We start from the raw sequence: 18,499 nt of genomic DNA, 5'->3' as shown, positions 1-18,499 counted from the left end.
GCGAGAAACGCGCAGGACGCGAAGGAGTCGAACCCCGATGGACCAGTCCGTACGACGGCACGGCGCCCGTTTCACCGGACGCACGGCCGTGGTCACCGGCGCGGCCTCCGGCATCGGAGCCGCCACGGCCGTACGCCTCGCCGAGGAGGGAGCCGCCGTCGTGCTCGCCGACATCGCCGAGGAGCGCGGCGAGGCGGTGGCCGAGCGGATCCGGAAGGACGGCGGACGGGCATGTTTCGTGGCCGCCGATGTCGCGGCCGAGGAGGACTGGGCGCGGATCGTCACCGCAGCCCACACCTTCGGGCCCGTCGACGTCCTCGTCAGCAACGCCTTCACCGTCGACGTCACACCCGCCCACGAGATGACCCTGCCGTCCTGGCGGCGGCAGATCGACGTCAACCTGACCGGCAGCTTCCTCGGCTTCCGGGCGGTCCTGCCCGACCTGGAGGAGCGACGCGGCGCGGTCGTGCTGACCTCGTCCGTGCACGCCCACAAGGGCATCCCCGGGCACCCCGCCTACGCCGCAGCCAAGGGCGCCCTGCTCTCCCTGTGCAGTCAACTCGCCGTGGAGTACGGGCCCGTTGTGCGCGTGAACGCCGTCCTGCCCGGGCCGGTACTGACCGGCGCCTGGGACCGGGTGCCGCCCGAGGAACGCGAACGCAGCATCGCCGAGACGGCCGTACGCCGCTTCGGCACACCCGAGGAAGTCGCTGCGGCCATCGCCTTCCTCAGCGCCGACGAAGCTTCCTTCATCACGGGGACGAGTCTCGTGGTGGACGGCGGCTGGAGCGTCGTCAAGGCCTCCGCATGACCACGCTCCCCAACCAGCAGAAAGGCTCTACGACATGACGCCCTATGCCCGTCGCGGCGTGCACGGCCAGACCGTGGAACTCCTCGCCCGCCGCATCCTGGGCGGCGAGATCGCTGAAGGCGCCACGCTCGATCTGGTGGGCCTGCAGAGCGAGTTGGACGTGAGCCTGACCGCGTTGCGCGAATCGCTCAAGGTGCTCGCCGCCAAGGGGATGGTCGACGCCCGGCAGCGCCGCGGCACCTTCGTGCGCCCCCGCGCCGAGTGGAATCTCCTCGACGCCGACGTCCTGCGCTGGCAGTTCGAGGGCGCCTCCACGTCGGAGTCCGACCGGGCGCTGCTGCACAACCTCGCCGAGGTCCGCGCGATCATCGAACCCGCCGCCGTACGCCTCGCCGCCGAGCGCCGCACCGACGCCGACCTGGCCGCTCTGGACGGCGCCCTCGACGCGATGGGGGAGCAGGGCACCGACGCGGCCCACGCCGTCGAGGCCGACCTCGCCTTCCACCGCGCGCTGCTCACCGCCACCCACAACGAACTCCTCGAACGCATGGAGATGGTGATCGAGTCCGGCCTCGCGCACCGCGACCGCATCGTGCACAGCGCCCCGCACAGCGAGGACCCGGTCCCCGCCCACCGTGCCGTCCTGGACGCCGTACGCGACCGGGACCCGCAGGCCGCCGAGGCCGCGATGCGCGCCCTGCTCGACCAGGCGGGCCGCGACCTGGACCGTCTCGGCGACTCCGAAGAGGACGCCCCGGCGGACTCCCCGCTGGGCTCCGAAGAGACGGAAGGTTCCCGCTCTCAGTGAAGATCACCCGTGTCGAGACCTTCCTCGTCCCGCCCCGCTGGCTGTTCTGCCGCGTCGAGACCGACGAGGGCGTGGTCGGCTGGGGCGAACCGGTCGTCGAGGGACGCGCCGAGGTCGTCCGCGCCGCCGTCGACGTCCTCGCCGAACTCCTCGTCGGCCAGGACCCGTTGCGCATCGAGGACCACTGGCAGGTCATGTCCAAGGGCGGCTTCTACCGGGGCGGCCCGGTCCTCTCCAGCGCCGTCGCCGGCCTCGATCAGGCGCTGTGGGACATCGCGGGGAAGACCTACGGCGCCCCCGTGCACGCCCTGTTGGGCGGTCCCGTGCGCGACCGCGTCCGGGTCTACGCCTGGGTCGGCGGCGACGAACCCGCCCAGCTCAGCGAGCAGATAGCCGCCCAGGTCGAGGCCGGCTTCACCGCCGTGAAGATGAACGCCGCCGGAGCCACCTCACCGATCCCCACCCCCGCCGAGACCGCCGCGATCGTCGCCCGCGTGGCCGCCGCCCGCGAGGCACTCGGCCCCGGCCGCGATGTCGCCGTCGACTTCCACGGCCGCTTCACGGCGGCCGGTGCCCGCCGCGTCCTCGCCGAACTCGCCCCGCTGCACCCGCTGTTCGTCGAGGAACCCGTCCTGCCCGAGCACAGCCACCAGCTGGCGGGCCTCGTCGCGTCGAGCCCGGTACCGCTCGCCACCGGCGAACGCCTCTACGGCCGCGCCGAGTTCCTCCCCGCACTCACCGCCGGCATCGCCGTCGCCCAACCCGACCTCTCCCACGCGGGCGGCATCTCGGAGGTCCACCGCATCGCCTCCCTCGCGGAGGCCTACGGCGCCCAGCTCGCCCCGCACTGCCCCCTCGGCCCGATCGCCCTGGCGGCGAGTCTCCAGGTCGCGTTCGCCACCCCCAACTTCCTGATCCAGGAGCAGAGTCGGGGCATCCACTACAACAAGGACGCCGACCTCCTCTCCTACCTCGTCGACCCGGCGCCCTTCAGATTCGTCGACGGCCACGCCCTGCGCGGCGACGCCCCCGGCCTCGGCATCACCGTCGACGAGGCCGCCGTCCGCGCCGCCGACCGCACCGGCCACGCCTGGCGCAACCCCGTGTGGCGGCACCCCGACGGCTCCTTCGCGGAGTGGTGACCGTGCCCCTCCACATCGTCACCGACCTTGCCCACGGCGGGCGTTGGACCTCGCTGCGGTCGGCGGGGCGCGAGTGGCTGTGGCGGCGCGAGACCCCGGAGCGCGACAACGTTTCCCCCGGCGATGCTTTCGTGGACGCGGGCGGACTGGAGGAATGTGTCCCCACGGTCCGGGGTGCTCCCGACCACGGGGACGCCTGGGCCCGGTCCTGGACGCGAGAGGGGGAGGCGGACGTCGTTCACTGCGACCGGTTCGCCTTGGCGCGCACGGTGCGGCGTACGACGGAAGGCGCCGAGGCCGACTACGTCCTGACGGCCGACCCGGGCTTCCGCTTCGTATGGGCCGCCCATGCTTTGCTCGACCTCTCCGACCGCGCGTCTGTGCACATCCGGGACGGAGCGCGGGCCCGGCTGTTCCCCGAGGCGGCGCCGCTGCTGGACCGGGTGTGGCCGGAGGGCGCCGCATGGGTGGAGGGCGACTGGCCCGCGCCGGGCGGGCTGCGCCTGGACCGGTTCGGACCGGGCGACGGGACGGCCGTAGGAGCAGTTGTGGACGCCTCCCGGTGCTGCGTGCACGACCGGGAGGACCGGCTCTCCTTCGCCCTCGAAGCCGACGGACAGTCCATGTCCATCGCCCTGTGGCGCAACTTGGGCGGCTTCCCGACCCAACACCCCTACCGCAGCACGGGTGTTGAACCCATGCTCGGCCGCGTCTTCGACCTCGCCGAGGCGGGGCCCGACGACGCCGCCCGGGTACCCGCGTCGGGTGAAGCGCGGTGGCGGCTGACGCTGACCACGAACTGCCGTTGTGCCTGAACCGGCTTGCACAGAAAGGGAATTCGTCCCATGGATCGTCGAGGCATGGATCTTCGAGCGGCGCTGGCCACCCACCGCCTGGTCGCGATCATCCGCGGCACCGACCCCGAGGCCGCCGTGCGCACCGTGCTGACCCTCGCCGAGGAGGGCGTCGAACTGATCGAGGTCTCCCTGACCGGCACCGACGCTCTGTCCGTCATCGAGCGGGCCCGCAAGGAACTCGGCCCCGACCGGCCGCTCGGCGCCGGTACGGTCCTGACCGCCGAGGACGCCCGCGCCGCGCACCGGGCCGGCGCGAACTTCGCCGTCACCCCCGCACTCGGCGACGGCATCCACGAGGCCCACCGGCTCGAACTGCCCGTACTGGCCGGGGTGTTCACCCCCACCGAGATCCTCGCCGCCCGCCCCTACGGTGTCGCCGCGCTGAAGATCTTCCCGGCCGCCGAGGCCGGTGGCCCCGCCTATCTGAAGGCGTTGCGCGGCCCGTTCCCACACGAGGTGTTCGTGCCGGTGGGCGGTGTCGACGCGGTCGCCGCGCGGGAGTACCTGAACGCCGGGGCGACCGCCGTCGGCGTCGGCTCGCCCCTGGTCGGCGACGCGGCCGACGGCGGCAGCCTGACCGCGTTGCGGGAACGAACTCGCGCTCTGCTGAACGTCGTTGGCGAAGCCTCGGCCGTGCGGGAGGTTTCGTGACGAGCGGGGGGCAGTCCGCGGAGAGCGGATGGCGGCCTGCGAAGGGCGGTGTTGTCTGCATCGGCGAGACCATGGCGGCCCTCGCCCCCGACCCGTCCTCGTCGCTGGAGTACGCCGACGATCTGCGGGTGTCGGTGGCCGGGGCCGAGTCGAACGTGGCCATGTATCTGGCGGACCTCGGGGTTCCCGCCGCGTGGCTGTCGGCGGTCGGCGACGACCCGTTCGGGCGGCGCGTGCTCGCCGGGGTCGGGGCTGCCGGCGTCGATGTGAGGGGTGTCAGGGCTGATCCGGGGCGGCCCACCGGACTGCTCGTGAAGGAGCCGACCGGTTCGGGGACCAGGGTCCACTACTACCGGGGCGACTCGGCGGCCTCGGCGATGGGCCCCGACATCCTCGCCGACGACAGGCTGAAGTCGGCCGCCGTCCTCCACCTCACCGGTGTGACCCCGGCGCTGTCCGCGTCCTGCCGGAACCTGGTGACCACCGCGCTGACCGTCCCGGCCGGCGAACGGCCGTACGCCATCAGCTTCGACGTCAACCACCGCCCCGCGCTGTGGCCGCCCGGTACGGCCGCCACCGTACTGCGTGAGCTCGCGGATCTCGCCGACATCACCTTCGTGGGACTCGACGAGGCGCAGGAGTTGTGGGGCGCGGACCTCCAACCGGCGGACGTGCGGGCGTTGTTGCCGGGACCGCGCCTGCTCATCGTGAAGGACGGTGGTCATGCCGCCATCGCCTTCAGCGACGAAGGGGTACGGATCGTGCCCGCGCTGGACACGGATGTGGTGGAACCCGTCGGCGCGGGCGACGCGTTCGCGGCCGGGGCGCTGAGCGGGCTGTTGCGCGGTGAGGGCTTGGAGCGCGCGCTGCGGCTCGGGCACATCACGGCGGCGTCGGCTCTCAAGGTCACGGCCGATCATGGTCCGTTGCCGGACGGTTCCCGGATCGAGCGGCTCCTCGCGCTGTCGACGGACGAGTGGGCGGCCGGGAGCAGTCTCTGCGGGTGACCCGGTGCGTCATCGTTTCTACGGGCGTGCGCGCGTCCCCCTACATGTCCAGGACGACGTCCGTGTCGGGTCGTGCGCAGCAGATCAGGATCTCGCCGTCGGCCGGTGGCTCCAGCGGGTCGGGGGAGTAGGTGATCGTGCCGGACAGAAGGGGCGTGACGCAGGTGTGGCAGACGCCGGTGCGGCAGCTCCAGCGGGTGGGTACGTCGCAGGCGTCGGCGAGTTCGAGCACGGTGCCGTGGGTGTCGGTGTCGAAGGGGACGGCGATGCCGCTGCGGGCGAAGGTCACCAGGGGGCCGGTTCCGGGCGGGCCCGGGGGCTGGTGCGGTGCCCGGGTGGGCCGGTCGGTGAGGCCGGGGTTGATGGCGCCCAGTGTTCCGAACAGTTCGGTGTGGATGCGGTCGGGGTCGACGCCGGCCTCGGTGAGGGCCTGGCGCATGTCGGTCATGAAGGGGGCGGGGCCGCAGATGTAGGCGGTCGCGTCGGAGGGGACGGACAGCGCGATGAGCCTGTCTTTCGTCAGGCGTCCCGGGGTGGCGTGGGCGTGCTGGAGTTCCTCGGGGGTGGCCGCGCTGTAGTAGACGTGCTCGTGCGCGTCCGGCAGTGCGGTGAGCAGGTCGTGTGCCTCGGCGGCGAGAGGGTGTTCCTTGGGGCCGCGGGCGCCGTGGATCCACCAGACCTCGCGCTTGCTGCCCTGCGCGGCCAGTTCGTGCAGCATCGACAGCACCGGCGTGAGGCCGATGCCGGCGGAGACGAGGAGCACCGGGCCGCTGTCCTCGGCGTACACGAACTCCCCACGGGGCGCGGCGACTTCGAGCTCGGCGCCCGGTCGTAGCCGCGTGGTGAGGTAGCCGCTCGCGGTGCCGTGGGGTTCGTGTTTGACGCTGATGCGGTAGCTGCCGGCGTCGGGCGCGGCGGACAGCGAGTAGCTGCGCACGGGGGCGGGGCCGGTCGTAGCGGGAAGGCGCAGGGTCAGGTACTGGCCCGCGCGGGCGGTCGGGAGCGGGGAGCCGTCCGGGGCGGTCAGCCGGATCGAGGTGACCGTCGTGCTCTCGGGGACCACGTCCGTCACCCGCAGCGCGCGGAAACCGGCCCAGGCCGGGCGGGCGGTGGTCGTCGTACCGTCGGCCTCGGCGAGCAGCTCACGGAACGAACCCTGCCAGCCGGGGCTCAGCGCGGGCACGTCCAGCGCGAGGCGCAGCTTGGCGGGGTCGCGGCCCGGGAGATAGAGCAGCGCGTCGGTGTCGGCGACGCTCAGCGCGCCCGGGCCTGTCCTGGTCCGTACGATGCGGTCGCCCGCCTGCACCTGCCCCTCGCGCACGACCCGCATGTAGAACCCGGGCCGGTGATGGCTCACCAGCAGCGCGGCCAGCTCGGGCTCGCCGAAGCGCATGCCGACGCGGTAGCAGGTGACGCGGGGCTGGGTGACCTCGAACTCGGCCTCGCCGATGCGGTACCGGTCGCCGATGCACACCTCGTCGTCGAGCAGCCCGTCCACGGTGAGGTTCTCGCCGAACTGGCCGTAACCGAGGTCGTCGCGCCCGAAGTGCCGCTGCCAGTGGCGGTACGACTGGATCTGGTAGACGAGGACGGCCCGCTGCTCGCCGCCGTGACCTGCGGTGTCGCCCTGGCCGTCGCCGTCGATGTTGAGGCGGCGGACCATCGCCGGGCCGACCACCGGAAATTTCCATACGCCCGTATAGACGGTCTTGCCCTGCCACGGAACGTCCTTCGGCATGCCGACATTCACCGACAGCAGGGTGGGCATCGGAGCGCTCCTTCCCACGGGGTCGGCCGGATGCGGTCGCGGCCGGGGCAGTCGTCTCCTTCCATACTGAGGGTGCGGCCGTCGCCGTGCGAGACCGCACCCCCGACCCGTCGGCCTACTCCGGTGCCGTGATCCGGAGCCTGATCGTGCGGGACTCCGGGCGCAGCGCGAACTCGGGCCACACATCCGGACCGCAGGCCCGCGAGCCGAGACCGTGCTGGGCGGCGTCGACGAAGAGCCGGCTCGTCCGCGAGACCGGCAGCTCGTGCGGGTGTCCGGCCTTGGCGATCTCCTGCGGGGTGTGGCGGCTGAGCGTGAAGCCGGGACGGCGTCCGTGTGTGTCGGGGAGCGCCTCGACCCGCAGGACCGTGACGTTTCCGCTGGTCAGGGCGAGCCGGCGGAGTGCGGAGCGGTGTCCGGTCTCCTGGGGGCGCGCGTAGTCGACCGAGAGATCGCCGATGGCGGCGGTGAAACGGCCGGTGCGGGCAGCGCGGACACTGTCCGGGTAGGACTCCAGCGGGCCGAGGCCGAACCACTCGGCGCCGTCGACCGGAGCAGTGCCGTCGGGCAGGTCGAAACGCACCCCGATCCGCGGCCACACCGTCTTCCAGCCGTGCGAGGGCTGGATCTCCACCCGCAGCTCCACCTCGCCGTCGGCCTCCAGCGACCAGACGGACTCCACCAGCACCGACAGACCCGAGTCGGCGGCCGACACCTTGTCGACCGTGCGCAGCGCGTCCGCGCCCTGCTCCACGGAGACCCGGCGCGAGGTCAGCCGGTCGAGTCCGTCGCGGAACCACAGCTCGGCGTTGGACACCCCGAAGACGCTCGCGTCGCTCTCGCCGACCTCGCCCCACGCGCCCTTGTCGTTGTCGGTCGGCGCCCGGAACAGCTCCAACCTCGGTCCGGCTACGGCACGTTCGCCGAGGCTGACGAGCGACCCGCCGACGAACTCGGCGATGCCGAGGGCGAGGGTGCCGTCGCCGCGCCGCCAGTCGAACCGGCCTCGGGCCGTGGGCACGGGACGCCGAACGGAGCGGTCCAGCTGGGCAGTTGCGACGACATGACCCTCCGCGGCCCACGCGGTGCCGGTCGCCAGCACCGCGTCGATCGTCAGCCAGGTCTCGGCGTCGGGCGACACCTGGACCGCCGGCAGCGACACCCGGCCCGAGTCCCCGGCGGCGACGGACGGGACCTCCAACTCCCCTGACTCCACGGCCACTCCGTCGTGCTCGACCCGCCAGCGGAAGCACAGGTCGGACGTGTCGGCGGTGTGCCGGAGGTTGGTGACCGCGACCTTGTCGCCATCGAAGGAGAAGTGCACCGGCGCCACGACCGCCTTGAACTCGTGGAGGCTCGGCGTCGGCATGTCGTCGCTCAACACCATGCCGTCCATCACGAAGTTGCCGTCGTGGACGACCTCGCCGAAGTCACCGCCGTACGCGTAGTACGGCGTCCCGTCCGGCGTGGTGGCGAGGATGCCGTGGTCGCGCCACTCCCAGACGAACCCGCCGTGCAGGCGCGGGTGTTGGCGCACCAGCGCCTCGTACTGGTCGAACGCGCCCGGTCCGTTGCCCATCGCGTGGGCGTACTCGCAGAGCAGGAACGGCTTGGTGCGCTGCCGGGCGCCCTGTGCGGGCGTGCAGTTGAGCAGCGGGGCACGGGAGCCGTCGGTGCCGATCTGTTCGGTCTCCAGCACGGACGCGTACATGCGCGAGTAGATGTCGGTGTACTCGCCGGTGTAGTCGCCCTCGTAGTGCACGGGGCGTTCGGCGTCGCGGGCGTGCACCCAGGCCGACATGGCGGCGAGGTTGCTGCCGGTGTCCGCCTCGTTGCCCAGCGACCAGATCACGATGCTGGGGTGGTTCTTGTCCCGCTCCACCGTGCGCTCGATGCGGTCGAGGTACGCCTCGCGCCAGGCCGGGTCGTCACTGGGGTTGCCGACCCAGTCGACCTTGCCGAAGCCATGGGTCTCCAGGTCGCACTCGAGGATCACCCAGAACCCGAGCTCGTCGGCGAGGTCGAGCAGCCGGGGGTGCGGCGGGTAGTGGCTGGTGCGGATCGCGTTCACGTTGAACCGCTTCATCAGCGCCAGGTCCTCGCGGGCGTGCGCCTCGTCGAAGACACGGCCGCGCTCCGGGTGCGTCTCGTGCCGGTTCACGCCGTGGAAGACGACCCGGCGCCCGTTGACCAGGAACTGGTCCCCGCGGATCTCGACCGTGCGGAAACCCACCCGCAGCGAGACGGTCTCCGTGGCCGACGACACCGTGGCGTCGTACAGGCGCGGCACCTCGGCCGACCAGGGCTCCACGGCGTCGATGTCGACGGCTGCCACGTCGTCCGGCGTCGCCCAGACCTGCTCGACACCGAGTTCCGGAATGCGCAGGGTGACCGGGAACGCCGTCGCGGCGGCGGTGACTTCGGCCTCGACCCGGCCGCGCCCGGCGTCGAAACCGGTCCGCAGCCAGACGTCCTCGATGCCGCCGGCCGGGCGGGCGGTCAGGGTGACATCGCGGAAGATGCCCGGCAGCCACCACTGGTCCTGGTCCTCGACGTAACTGGCCGCGGACCACTGGTGCACGCGCACGGCGACGACGTTCTCACCAGGGCGTACGGCGTCGGTCACATCGAATTCGTGGGCGAGGCGGCTGCCGCTCGCGCCGCCGATCCCGACCCCGTTGACCCAGACGCGGAACAGCGACTCGACACCGTCGAAGCGCAGCAGGACCCGCTCGGCGTCCGACCAGTCGGCGGGGACGTCGAAGGTGCGGCGGTAGTCACCGGTCGGGTTCTCGTCCGGGACGTACGGCGGGTCGATCGGGAACGGGAACTGGATGTTCGTGTAGATCGGGCGGCCGTAGGCGCCGTCGCCCTCGAGCACCCAGTGGGCGGGGACGGGGATGGTGTCCCAGCCCTGGTCGTCGAAGCCCTCGGCCGCGAAGTCCTCCGCCGCCGATGCCGTGGGGGACAGACGGAAGTGCCAGGACCCGTTCAGGGAAAGCGACTTCGCGTCGGAGTGCAGCCACGAGCGCGCCGGTCGGAGTGCGCCGCGCCCGGGTGCGAGGTCGGAGACATGGGGGGAGAACTCGGGAAGCAAGAGGTCACAACGCTTTCGTGAGGGCGGAACGGGGGGCATCGCAGGTGATCATGGCGGCCTAGCGGAGCACGACGGTGCGGATCTCCCAGGGGCCGAGGGCGAGTTCGAGCTCGTCCCGGACCTGGACGCGGGAGATCGGCCGGCCCAGCAGATCGACGGTGGCGGCCTCGGTGAACGTGCCCGCCACCCGGACCGTCGACCCGGAGTCGCTCATCGCTGTCAGTCGCACCTCGGTGCCCGGCCCGTGCTCGGCGTCGGTGACACGGCGGACGGTCGAGACGAGGACGTCGTCGCCGTCGACGCGCAACCCGGGCCGGTCGGACGGCAGTTGCCGCCCTGCGGGAGCCGTCCCCCGGGTGACCAGGACGTCGTTGCGGAACTCCTCCGCGAGCGCCACCGCGTCCGCACCGCGCCAGCCGGTGGCCGACGGGAGGACGGCGAACCGGTTCTCGATCCGCATCCCGAGGTCCTGCGCGCCGGGTACGGGGATCTCGCTCGCCGCGGGTTCGTCGCGCAGAGGGTGGATGTTGACGCTGATCGAGCCGATCGCGCGCAGCAGCGTGACGGCCAACTCGGCGCCGTCGCCGACGAGTTCGTACTCGCTGGAGTGGTCGAGCAGGACGGTGGCGGCACCGGCCGACACGAACGACTCGGCCGGGAAGGTCGGCAGCGGATACTCGCCCCAGCCGCCCTCGGCGGTCAACCCGCGCTCGGTGACGGCGAACTGACCGGCCGACGCGGAGGTGGCCACCGGCTCGGGCAGCGGCACATGGAAGCGCAGCCGGTGATCGGCGGACTGGTTGAGGAAGGACGTGGAGACCCGCACGAACGGCTCGCCCGCCCGCACCTCCACCAGCGTCTCCACCGGAGTCGGCACGGTCCGCTCGGCGCGCACGTCGCGGTCGTCGGAGAGCGCGGTCGGCCACGCGTAGACGCGGGTGACCCGCAGCCGTGCGCGCAGCGGGCCGTTCTCGACGACCTCGACGGCGATCTCCGTCGGCTCCGACACGAGGACGTCGTGCGCCGGGGGAGCGTAGTTGTAGCTGTCGCCCCGGTCGCCGCCGTCGACGAGCCGCCCGACGCCGTGCAGCACGGTGCCGTCGGGACCGGTCAGGTCCAGGGTGCCGTCGGCGGCGACCGCGACCTCGACCAGGCCGTTGGAGAGGGTGCGGTCCGTCGCCGTGGCGGGCGCGTGCGACGGTACGGCGGGGGTGGCGGCCCCGGTCGGCCCGACCCGGAAGGACGCGAGCCCGGAGGCGGGAACGTGCACAGGGACAAGTGCGGTGGCCCGTGCCTCCTCCAGGGTCAACACCCGCCACTCGCCCGGGTGTCGGGCTGCCGCCTCGGCGGCCTCACGGCGCAGGATCAGCAGGTCGAAGGGGCCCGCGGTCGGCACCTCGGCGAGGTGGAACACCAGGGCGCCGGGGGTGAGTTCGTAGTGGTCGATCTGCCGGCCGAAGAGCTCACGGCGGTGGATACGGCGCAGGACGCGTTCGAGCTGGGAGGCGTCCATGCGCTCGTCGCTGAGGACGGTCGGCGCCTCGGAGATCAGCTGCACGGGGGCCGTCGTACCGTCGGCGGCGGTCGCGACGAGCGCGGTTCCCTCCGGCGGGGCCATGACGTCCACCTCGACCAGCACCGCGCGGTCGAACGGCAGCGGGTTGGCGACCAAGTGGCCGTCGCTCGGAACGAGTTCGGCGGGCTCGGTGAGTGCCGCGTCCCGTACGGCACGCGCGGTCTGCGCGGCCTCGGCGAGGCGGGCGGCGACCTGGTCGCAGGTCTCGTCGGTGCCGGAGCCGACGACCGAGTCGTGCGCCGTCGACTCGATGATCTTGTGCCAGGCCAGCGCCAGGAACGGCGAGTCGTCGCGCCGCGACCACTGGGCGTTCACGCGCTCGGCGTGGTCGATCGTGCGCTCGGCGACGGCCATCCGCTGCTTGAGCCCGAGCCGCACCGAGAGCACACCCGGGAGGATGTTGCCGCGCACATGGCTGCGCAGCTCGCCGGTGACGGTGGCGGAGACCTCGTCGCGGACGTGCTTGCGGAGGTACTCGTCGAGGGTGGCGATGGTGATCGGGCGGCCCTCGGCGGCGGCCTGCCGCAGCCAGGAGGCCAGTTGGGGGTCGGGCGCGTTGTGGTCGGTGCCCGCCATCGCCAACACCGGGTCCGTGCCCCAGCGTTCGGCCGTCATCTCGGCGTAGTCGCCGAGCGCGCGGCCGATCCGGTCCGGCACCAGCAGGACGTCCAGGCCGTTGTCGTAGCCGTCGAAGAGGAACTCGGTGCGGACCTGGGAGCCGTCCGGCGCACGCCAGTTGAAGGCGTGGCCGTCGACGGAGCCGGGCACCCCGCGCCACAGCGCCGCGTGCTCGATGCCCGCGCGCGCCAGGATCTGCGGCATCTGCGCGACGTGGCCGAACATGTCCGGGAGATAGCCGATCGGCATCGCACCGCCCAGGTCGGCCGCGGCGGCCCAGCCCATCCGGAGGTTGCGGACGATGGTCTCGCCTGAGCAGAGGAACTCGTCGAGCAGGATCAGCCACGGGCCGACGGCGAGCCGGCCCTCGGCGACCAGGGCCGCGACCCGCGCGCGGTTCTCCGGCCGCATCTCCAGGTAGTCCTCGACCGCCGCCATCTGGCCGTCGACGGTGAACCGGAAGTCCGGGTCCGTCTCCGCCGTCTCCAGCACCGTGTCGAGGGCGGCGACGAGCCGGTGCCGGAACACCTGGAAGGGCTCGTACCACTCCCGGTCCCAGTGGAAGTGGGGCACGAACACAGCGGGGTTGGGCATGACGTGAGACACCTTCTGTGCGGGGACGGTCACTTGAGGGAACCGGCGGCGAGTCCGGTGCGCCAGAACCGCTGGAGCAGGATGAACACGATGATCACGGGCACGATCGACACGAGCGAGCCGGTGATCACGGACTCCTGGAGCAGTGGGGCGCGGGCCGTCTGGCCGTTCCACTCGTACAGGCCGAGCGTGATCGGGAAGAGGGACTCCTTCTGCAGCATCACCATCGGCAGGAAGAAGTTGTTCCAGATCGCGACGAACTGGAACAGGAAGATGGTCACCAGCGACGGCGACATCAGCTTGAACGCCACCGAGAAGAACGTGCGGAACTCCCCGGCGCCGTCGAGCCGCGCCGACTCCAACAGCTCCTGCGGAACAGCCGAGTTGGCGAAGATCCGGGCGAGATAGACGCCGAACGGGCTGACGATGCTCGGCAGGAACACCGCGAAGTACGTGTTCACGATCCCGGTCGCCGAGAACAGCAGGAACAGCGGGAGCGCCAGCGCGGTCGTCGGCACCAGGACACCGCCGAGGATCACCGAGAACAGGAACTCCCGTCCCCGGAAACGGAACTTGGCGAGCGCGTACCCGCACAGCGCGGAGATCAGCGTGCCCACGAGCGCGCCGAACACGGCGTAGATCACGGTGTTGACGATCCACTTGCCGAAGATGCCGTCGCTGCGGCTGAACAGGACACGCAGGTTCTCGAACAGGTTGAAGTGCGAGAACGTCAGGCCGTTGGTGGCGGCGAGGTCGCCCTGCGGCTTGGTGGCGGCGACGATCAGGAAGTAGATCGGCAGCAGGAAGTAGATCGCCAGGAGCAGCATCAGGGCCATGGCGGCCGTACGGCTGACCTGGCTCTCGCGGTTGACGGAACGCCTGCCCGCGGGGCGGTTGTCGACGGTTCGGTTGTTCACAGGCCGGCCCTCTTCGACGTCAGTCGCATGAATCCGAAGCTCAGGACGAAGGTGATGACGGCGATGACCACGGAGATCGCCGCGGCCTGCTGGTAGTTGTTCCCGGAGGCCACCGCGTAGGCGAGCATGTTCGGCGTGAATGTGCTGGAGATGTTGGAGGAGATCTGCCGCAGCACCGCCGGCTCGGCGTAGAGCTGGAGCGTGCCGATGATCGAGAACACCGTGGTGAGCACGATGGACGGGGCGATGATCGGGACCTTGATCCGCCAGGCGATGGTCCAGTTGCCGGCACCGTCGAGCCTGGCCGCCTCGTACAGCTCCTGCGGGATCGACTGCAGCGCCGAGAACATGATCAGCATGTTGTAGCCGGTCCACAGCCACGTCGAGATGTTCGCCGCCGACCACAGCACGGCACCCGGGCCGAGGAAGTCGGGCTTGAGCCCGATGTCGTTCAACAGGTCGACGACGGGGCTGAGTTGGGGCGAGTACAGGTACGACCACATGATCGCGGCGATCACACCGGGCACCGCGTACGGCATGAACGCGGTGATGCGGAAGACCGACTTGAGCTTCAGCAGCGGAGTGTCGAGGAGCAGCGCGATGATCAGCGCGACGAACAGCATGACCGGCACCTGCACGATGCCGAACAGGCCGATGCGGCCGACGCTGGACCAGAACTCGCTGTTCTGGAGGACCTTCTCGTACTGGTCGAAGCCGCCGAAGGTCGTGTACGAGGTGCCGTACTGGCCGCCGGTGCGGCGGACGACGCGGACGCTCTGCCACAGCGCGTAGCCGACCGGGACCAGGTAGAACAGCACGAACGGGAGGAAGAACGGGATCACGAAGGCGACGATGGTGCCGGCCCGGGGGCCGCCGCCGTTGAGACGGCGACGGCCCCCGGGCGATGCCACCACGCGCGTCGCGCGGGGTGCGATGTCGGTCATTGCGCGGTCACTTGCCCGCCTCGGCCGGGATCGCCTGGTCCTTCATGGACTTCAGCGCGGCCGCCTGCGCCGCCGACAGCGCGTCGTAGAGCGTGCCGTCACCGGCCGCCGCCTTGGCCATCGAGTCCTGCAGCGCCAGGTTCACCGTCTTCTGCGTGGGGCCCCAGGCGAAGCTGGTGTTGATCTTCTTGGACGAGTCGGCGAAGACGTCGAAGATCTTCTCGTTGTTGTAGTACGGAACTCCCTTGGACAGCGCGGGCAGTTGAAGCCCCGCGTTCGCCGCCGGGTAGAGGCCGCCCAGCTGGTTCTCCAGGGCGAGGGCCTCCGGGTCGGTGTTGAGCCAGGTGTTGAACTTGACCGACTCGTAGAGGTGCTTGCTGCCCTTCATGAACGCGACGGTCGAGCCGCCCCAGTCACCGGAGGCGCCGTCGGAGCCCCACGTCGGCATCGGGACGATCGACCACTTCCCGGACTGCTTGGGGAGGTTGTCGCGGAACATGCTGTAACCCCAGGCCGCGCCGACGTAGCTGGCGATCTGGTCCTTCTGGTACGCCGCGTACATCTGCGTCGAACCGTTGGCGAGGTCGGTGCGCACGAGCTTGCCGGCGATCAGCTTCTGCCAGTAGTCGGCGACCTGCTTGCTCTGCTTCGAGGCGACCGTGACCTGCCACTTGTCGCCGGAGTAGCTGTACATCTGCGAGTTGTTCTGCCACAGCAGGCCGTTGAACCACTCGGCGTTGTTCGGGTCGAAGAACGTGATGTCCAGGCTCGAGTCCGCCTTGTGCAGCTTGGCCGCGGCGGCGGCGTACTCGTCCCAGGTCTTTGGGATGGCGATGCCGTGCTTCTTGAAGATGTCGGTGCGGACGTAGAGGGCCATCGGCCCGGTGTCCTGCGGCAGGGCGAACACGCCGGTGTTGCCGAAGCTGCTCTGCGACCAGGTCCACGGCACGAACTTCGACTTGGCGGCGGTGGCCGCCGAACAGGCGGAGGCGTCCACGAACGCGCTCTGCGTGCGCAGGTTGGGCAGCTCGTCGTAGCCGACCTGGGCGAGATCCGGCGCCTTGCCCGCCTTGAGGGCGTTGCCGAGGGTGCCGTACTGGTCGTTGGAGATGTTCTTCGTCTCGACCTGGATGTTCGGGTTCTTCTTGTTCCACAGGGCGACCACCTTGTCCATGCCCGGAACCGTGTTCCAGTACTGGAGGGTGACCTTGCCCTTGGCGGGTGCGCAGGCGGCCGCGGAGGTCTTCGTCGACGGCGAGGACGACGAGCATCCGGCGAGTACGGCGACACTGGCGGCCACGGCTACGGCGCCGAGGCGGATGCGCGTGATTGTGCTGCTCATGGTTTCCGTTCCAGACAACGACTAGCGGCGGTGCTAGGCGGCTCGATGCTGATCCCTGGGGCTGGATGCCTTCTGGGTGGAAGGGACGTTGGGCACACCGTTTTCCTGGGGTCTAAGAGCGTCCCGTGAGCGCTCCCGTGAGCGCTCACGGGACTGCTTGCAGATAGACCTCGACATGCGTTTTGGAATGTTCGGAAGTCTGCGCTCCGGTGCGGGGGAGTGTCAAGACATTCGGGTCTGACGGGTATCGGTCGGGTTAAGCGGAGCCGCTCAGCCGCAGTTCACCGCGGACCACGAGGTCGTCGGCGGCCAGTTCCTCCACCCCCGACAACAGCCGCGCCACCTGCTCGATGGCGAGCGCGCCGAGCCGGCGGGTGTCCAGCGCGACGCTGGTGAGCGGGGGTTCGACGAGCGCCCCGAGCTGGAGACCGTCGAAGCCGATGACCGCCAGCTCCTCCGGGACGCTCCTGCCGAGCCTGCGCGCCTCGCGCAGCGCGCCGATCGCGATGATGTCGTTGAACGTGAACACTGCGGTGATGTTGGGATGGTCGCCGAGCAGTTCACGGAGCGCCGCTCCGCCGCCGTCGGCCGTCTGGTCCGCGCCGACGACCATGCCGCCGTCGATCCCGTGGGCCGTCGCCGCCGTGGTGAACCACTCGTGGCGGATGCTCGGTTCGGCCCGTGTGTGGTGGTCGAGCATGCCGATCCGGGTGTGCCCCTGCGCGACCAGGTGGGCGACCGCGGCATGCACGCCCGCCGTGCCGTCGATCTGGATCGCGCTGAACCGCGTGCGCTGTTCACGCCCGATGAGCACCACCGGCATCCCGCGCGTGAACTTCTCCAGTTCGCTTTCGGGACAGCTGAAGTAGCCGATCACCGCGTCCACCTGCGAACTGATCACCTGGAGTGTGCCGCGCTCCTCTTCGGCCCGGTCGCCGGTGTCGTACACGACGACCTGCCAGCCCCGGGTCCTGGCCGCTTCCAGCGCCGCGGCGGCGACCTCGGTGAAGAACGGGTTCAGCAGATCTGGGATCACCAGGCCGATCGTCATGGTGTCCTGCCGGACCAGTCCGCGGGCGAACCGGCTCGGCCGGTAGCCCAGTGCGCGGGCCGCGTCGAGCACCCGCTGTTTGGTGTCGCTGTCGATCTCGTCCTTGTCGTTGAGCGCCCGTGACACGGTCTGCCGGGACACCCCGGCCGACTTGGCGACGTCATTGATCGTGATTTTCCGGGGTTCCGTCCCCGTTGCCGACGGCACCACCATCGCCCACCTCCCGCTTCTCGCGAACGCCGGTGCGCGCGCAGAGCCCGAGTATGCATGTACGGGGGCGGCGGGACGAAGCCACGTCCCGGGATTCCGGCGCCGTTCCGGACGCCGGCGCCGGATCGGATCGCTATGGCAAAGGCGTGGCGACCGGTGCCGCGGGGGCCGTCGGTACGCTGGTGGGGTCGTCGAGCAGTGCGTCGCTACACGTCTGGAACGCGCCCCGCAACGTGGCCTCCGCACCGAGAACGCCGAAGGTGATGAGCGGCTGCATGTCCGGCGCCAGTGCGCGGCGCCCGGCGAGCCGTGCGTCGAGTCCGGGCCGGAGCCATTCCGCCCAGGTGGCGAGGTAGCCGCCGAGGACGATCTCCCCGGCGTCGGTGACACCCACCACGCCGAGGACGGCGGCGCCGAGCGCGTGCCCGGCGGTCTCGAGCGCGGCGACCGCGTCCGCATCGCCCGCGCGCAACCGCCGGTCCAGCTCGGCCAGCGCCGCTTCGCCGCCCTCGGTCTCGGCGAAGCGGTCCAATCCGGCGGCGTGGAGGAGGGGTTCGGGTCCGATGCACACGGCTAGGCAACCCTGGCTGCCACACAGGCAGTTGGGCCCGTCGAGCGCGATCGGCAGATGACCGATCTCGCCCGCCATGCCGTGACTCCCGCTGTGCACACGGCCGTTGACGAGCAGACCGCCGCCCACTCCGGTGTCGGCCTTGATGTACGCGACGGTGTCGGGGTGCTCCACACCCTCGGCCGCGAGCGCGTGGTACTCGGCCAGCGCCGCCATGTTCCTCAACGTCTACACCCCGGACCCGACCTCAGGCACCGGTCTGCCGGTACTCGTCTGGATCCACGGCGGCGGCTACGTCGCCGGCTCCGCCGCCAGTCCCTGGTACGACGGAGCCGCTGGGTCGCCTTCATCCGCGACCTCGACCCGGGCCCACAGTGGCCTCGCTACACCAGCAAGTGCCGCACGACGATGACTTGGGACGCCGTACCGGAGGCGCTTGACGACCCGCTGAGTGCTGAGCGGCGTGTCTGGACCGCGCCGTGAATCGGCTGAATGTCCGCCACCGCGACCGTGTGCCTATGCTGCGCTGAGGCAG

General features: G+C 71.1%; 15 protein-coding genes. 7 read left to right on the top strand and 8 right to left on the bottom strand.

Going from position 1 to position 18,499, the window contains the following annotated elements; all coding sequences use genetic code 11:
• The first annotated feature begins 37 nt into the window (after nt 1–37).
• Genes OHT77_RS03775 through OHT77_RS03750 form a run of 6 tightly spaced genes read left to right on the top strand, consistent with a single transcriptional unit; the run spans nt 38 to nt 5,276 of the window.
• Nucleotides 38–811, top strand: a complete 774-nt coding sequence (locus tag OHT77_RS03775) for an SDR family NAD(P)-dependent oxidoreductase (RefSeq protein WP_328826522.1) — start codon at nt 38–40, stop codon at nt 809–811.
• Nucleotides 812–845: 34 nt separating this feature from the next.
• Nucleotides 846–1,619 (top strand): FadR/GntR family transcriptional regulator, encoded by a 774-nt coding sequence (locus OHT77_RS03770; RefSeq protein ID WP_266778433.1) that lies wholly within the window; start codon nt 846–848, stop codon nt 1,617–1,619.
• Nucleotides 1,616–2,761 carry a galactonate dehydratase gene (gene dgoD / locus OHT77_RS03765; RefSeq protein ID WP_328826521.1) on the top strand — a complete coding sequence of 382 codons (1,146 nt, stop codon included), beginning with the start codon at nt 1,616–1,618 and terminating at the stop codon, nt 2,759–2,761. Before OHT77_RS03770 ends, dgoD begins: the two co-directional genes overlap by 4 nt.
• Nucleotides 2,758–3,576 carry a hypothetical protein gene (locus OHT77_RS03760; protein WP_328826520.1) on the top strand — a complete coding sequence of 273 codons (819 nt, stop codon included), beginning with the start codon at nt 2,758–2,760 and terminating at the stop codon, nt 3,574–3,576. Before dgoD ends, OHT77_RS03760 begins: the two co-directional genes overlap by 4 nt.
• A gap of 45 nt (nt 3,577–3,621) precedes the next feature.
• Nucleotides 3,622–4,269, top strand: a complete 648-nt coding sequence (locus OHT77_RS03755; protein ID WP_328826519.1) for a bifunctional 4-hydroxy-2-oxoglutarate aldolase/2-dehydro-3-deoxy-phosphogluconate aldolase — start codon at nt 3,622–3,624, stop codon at nt 4,267–4,269.
• Entirely contained in the window at nt 4,266–5,276 is a 1,011-nt protein-coding gene (locus tag OHT77_RS03750; protein WP_328826518.1) for a sugar kinase, read from the top strand. The genes OHT77_RS03755 and OHT77_RS03750 overlap by 4 nt, the downstream gene beginning before the upstream one ends.
• A 40-nt stretch (nt 5,277–5,316) precedes the next feature.
• On the opposite strand, the gene OHT77_RS03745 is transcribed toward OHT77_RS03750, so the two are convergent.
• The 8 genes from OHT77_RS03745 to OHT77_RS03710 all read right to left on the bottom strand — a co-directional run bounded on the left by OHT77_RS03745 (nt 5,317) and on the right by OHT77_RS03710 (nt 18,180).
• Entirely contained in the window at nt 5,317–7,044 is a 1,728-nt protein-coding gene (locus tag OHT77_RS03745; RefSeq protein WP_328826517.1) for an MOSC and FAD-binding oxidoreductase domain-containing protein, read from the bottom strand.
• A gap of 115 nt (nt 7,045–7,159) precedes the next feature.
• Nucleotides 7,160–10,141 carry a glycoside hydrolase family 2 TIM barrel-domain containing protein gene (locus OHT77_RS03740; protein ID WP_328826515.1) on the bottom strand — a complete coding sequence of 994 codons (2,982 nt, stop codon included), beginning with the start codon at nt 10,139–10,141 and terminating at the stop codon, nt 7,160–7,162.
• A gap of 58 nt (nt 10,142–10,199) precedes the next feature.
• Nucleotides 10,200–12,929 (bottom strand): glycosyl hydrolase-related protein, encoded by a 2,730-nt coding sequence (locus OHT77_RS03735; protein ID WP_328826514.1) that lies wholly within the window; start codon nt 12,927–12,929, stop codon nt 10,200–10,202.
• Between the two features lie 29 nt (nt 12,930–12,958).
• Complete coding sequence (locus OHT77_RS03730; protein WP_328834141.1) at nt 12,959–13,765, bottom strand: carbohydrate ABC transporter permease; 807 nt, start codon at nt 13,763–13,765, stop codon at nt 12,959–12,961.
• A gap of 77 nt (nt 13,766–13,842) precedes the next feature.
• Nucleotides 13,843–14,790 (bottom strand): carbohydrate ABC transporter permease, encoded by a 948-nt coding sequence (locus OHT77_RS03725; protein ID WP_266778448.1) that lies wholly within the window; start codon nt 14,788–14,790, stop codon nt 13,843–13,845.
• 7 nt (nt 14,791–14,797) lie between these two features.
• Nucleotides 14,798–16,132 (bottom strand): ABC transporter substrate-binding protein, encoded by a 1,335-nt coding sequence (locus OHT77_RS03720; protein WP_328826513.1) that lies wholly within the window; start codon nt 16,130–16,132, stop codon nt 14,798–14,800.
• Nucleotides 16,133–16,388: 256 nt separating this feature from the next.
• Nucleotides 16,389–17,396: a LacI family DNA-binding transcriptional regulator gene (locus OHT77_RS03715; RefSeq protein ID WP_328826512.1), complete on the bottom strand. Its 1,008-nt coding sequence runs from the start codon at nt 17,394–17,396 to the stop codon at nt 16,389–16,391.
• A gap of 130 nt (nt 17,397–17,526) precedes the next feature.
• On the bottom strand, nt 17,527–18,180 hold the full coding sequence (locus OHT77_RS03710) for an ROK family protein (RefSeq protein WP_328826511.1): 654 nt from the start codon (nt 18,178–18,180) through the stop codon (nt 17,527–17,529).
• On the opposite strand from OHT77_RS03710, the gene OHT77_RS44980 reads away from it, so the two are divergent.
• Nucleotides 18,110–18,376, top strand: coding sequence for a carboxylesterase family protein (locus OHT77_RS44980; protein ID WP_443047914.1), 267 nt, complete (start codon nt 18,110–18,112; stop codon nt 18,374–18,376). The two genes, OHT77_RS03710 and OHT77_RS44980, sit on opposite strands and share 71 nt — an antisense overlap.
• Nucleotides 18,377–18,499: the final 123 nt, after the last annotated feature.

The sequence above is a fragment of the Streptomyces sp. NBC_00252 genome, assembly GCF_036187565.1.
In the GTDB taxonomy this organism is placed as follows: Bacteria; Actinomycetota; Actinomycetes; order Streptomycetales; family Streptomycetaceae; genus Streptomyces.
The sequence above is the reverse complement of the archived record's forward strand: the minus strand, read 5'-3'. Positions and strand labels throughout refer to the sequence as shown.

Excerpts from the sequence above, each read along its gene's own strand:
- OHT77_RS03745 (WP_328826517.1), bottom strand. The coding sequence starts at position 7,044 with ATGCCCACCCTGCTGTCGGTGAATGTCGGCATGCCGAAGGACGTTCCG.
- OHT77_RS03725 (WP_266778448.1), bottom strand. The coding sequence starts at position 14,790 with ATGACCGACATCGCACCCCGCGCGACGCGCGTGGTGGCATCGCCCGGG.
- OHT77_RS03735 (WP_328826514.1), bottom strand. The coding sequence starts at position 12,929 with ATGCCCAACCCCGCTGTGTTCGTGCCCCACTTCCACTGGGACCGGGAG.
- OHT77_RS03770 (WP_266778433.1), top strand. The coding sequence starts at position 846 with ATGACGCCCTATGCCCGTCGCGGCGTGCACGGCCAGACCGTGGAACTC.
- OHT77_RS03775 (WP_328826522.1), top strand. The coding sequence starts at position 38 with ATGGACCAGTCCGTACGACGGCACGGCGCCCGTTTCACCGGACGCACG.
- OHT77_RS03755 (WP_328826519.1), top strand. The coding sequence starts at position 3,622 with ATGGATCTTCGAGCGGCGCTGGCCACCCACCGCCTGGTCGCGATCATC.
- OHT77_RS03715 (WP_328826512.1), bottom strand. The coding sequence starts at position 17,396 with ATGGTGGTGCCGTCGGCAACGGGGACGGAACCCCGGAAAATCACGATC.
- OHT77_RS03720 (WP_328826513.1), bottom strand. The coding sequence starts at position 16,132 with ATGAGCAGCACAATCACGCGCATCCGCCTCGGCGCCGTAGCCGTGGCC.
- OHT77_RS03730 (WP_328834141.1), bottom strand. The coding sequence starts at position 13,765 with ATGGCCCTGATGCTGCTCCTGGCGATCTACTTCCTGCTGCCGATCTAC.
- OHT77_RS44980 (WP_443047914.1), top strand. The coding sequence starts at position 18,110 with ATGTACGCGACGGTGTCGGGGTGCTCCACACCCTCGGCCGCGAGCGCG.
- OHT77_RS03710 (WP_328826511.1), bottom strand. The coding sequence starts at position 18,180 with ATGGCGGCGCTGGCCGAGTACCACGCGCTCGCGGCCGAGGGTGTGGAG.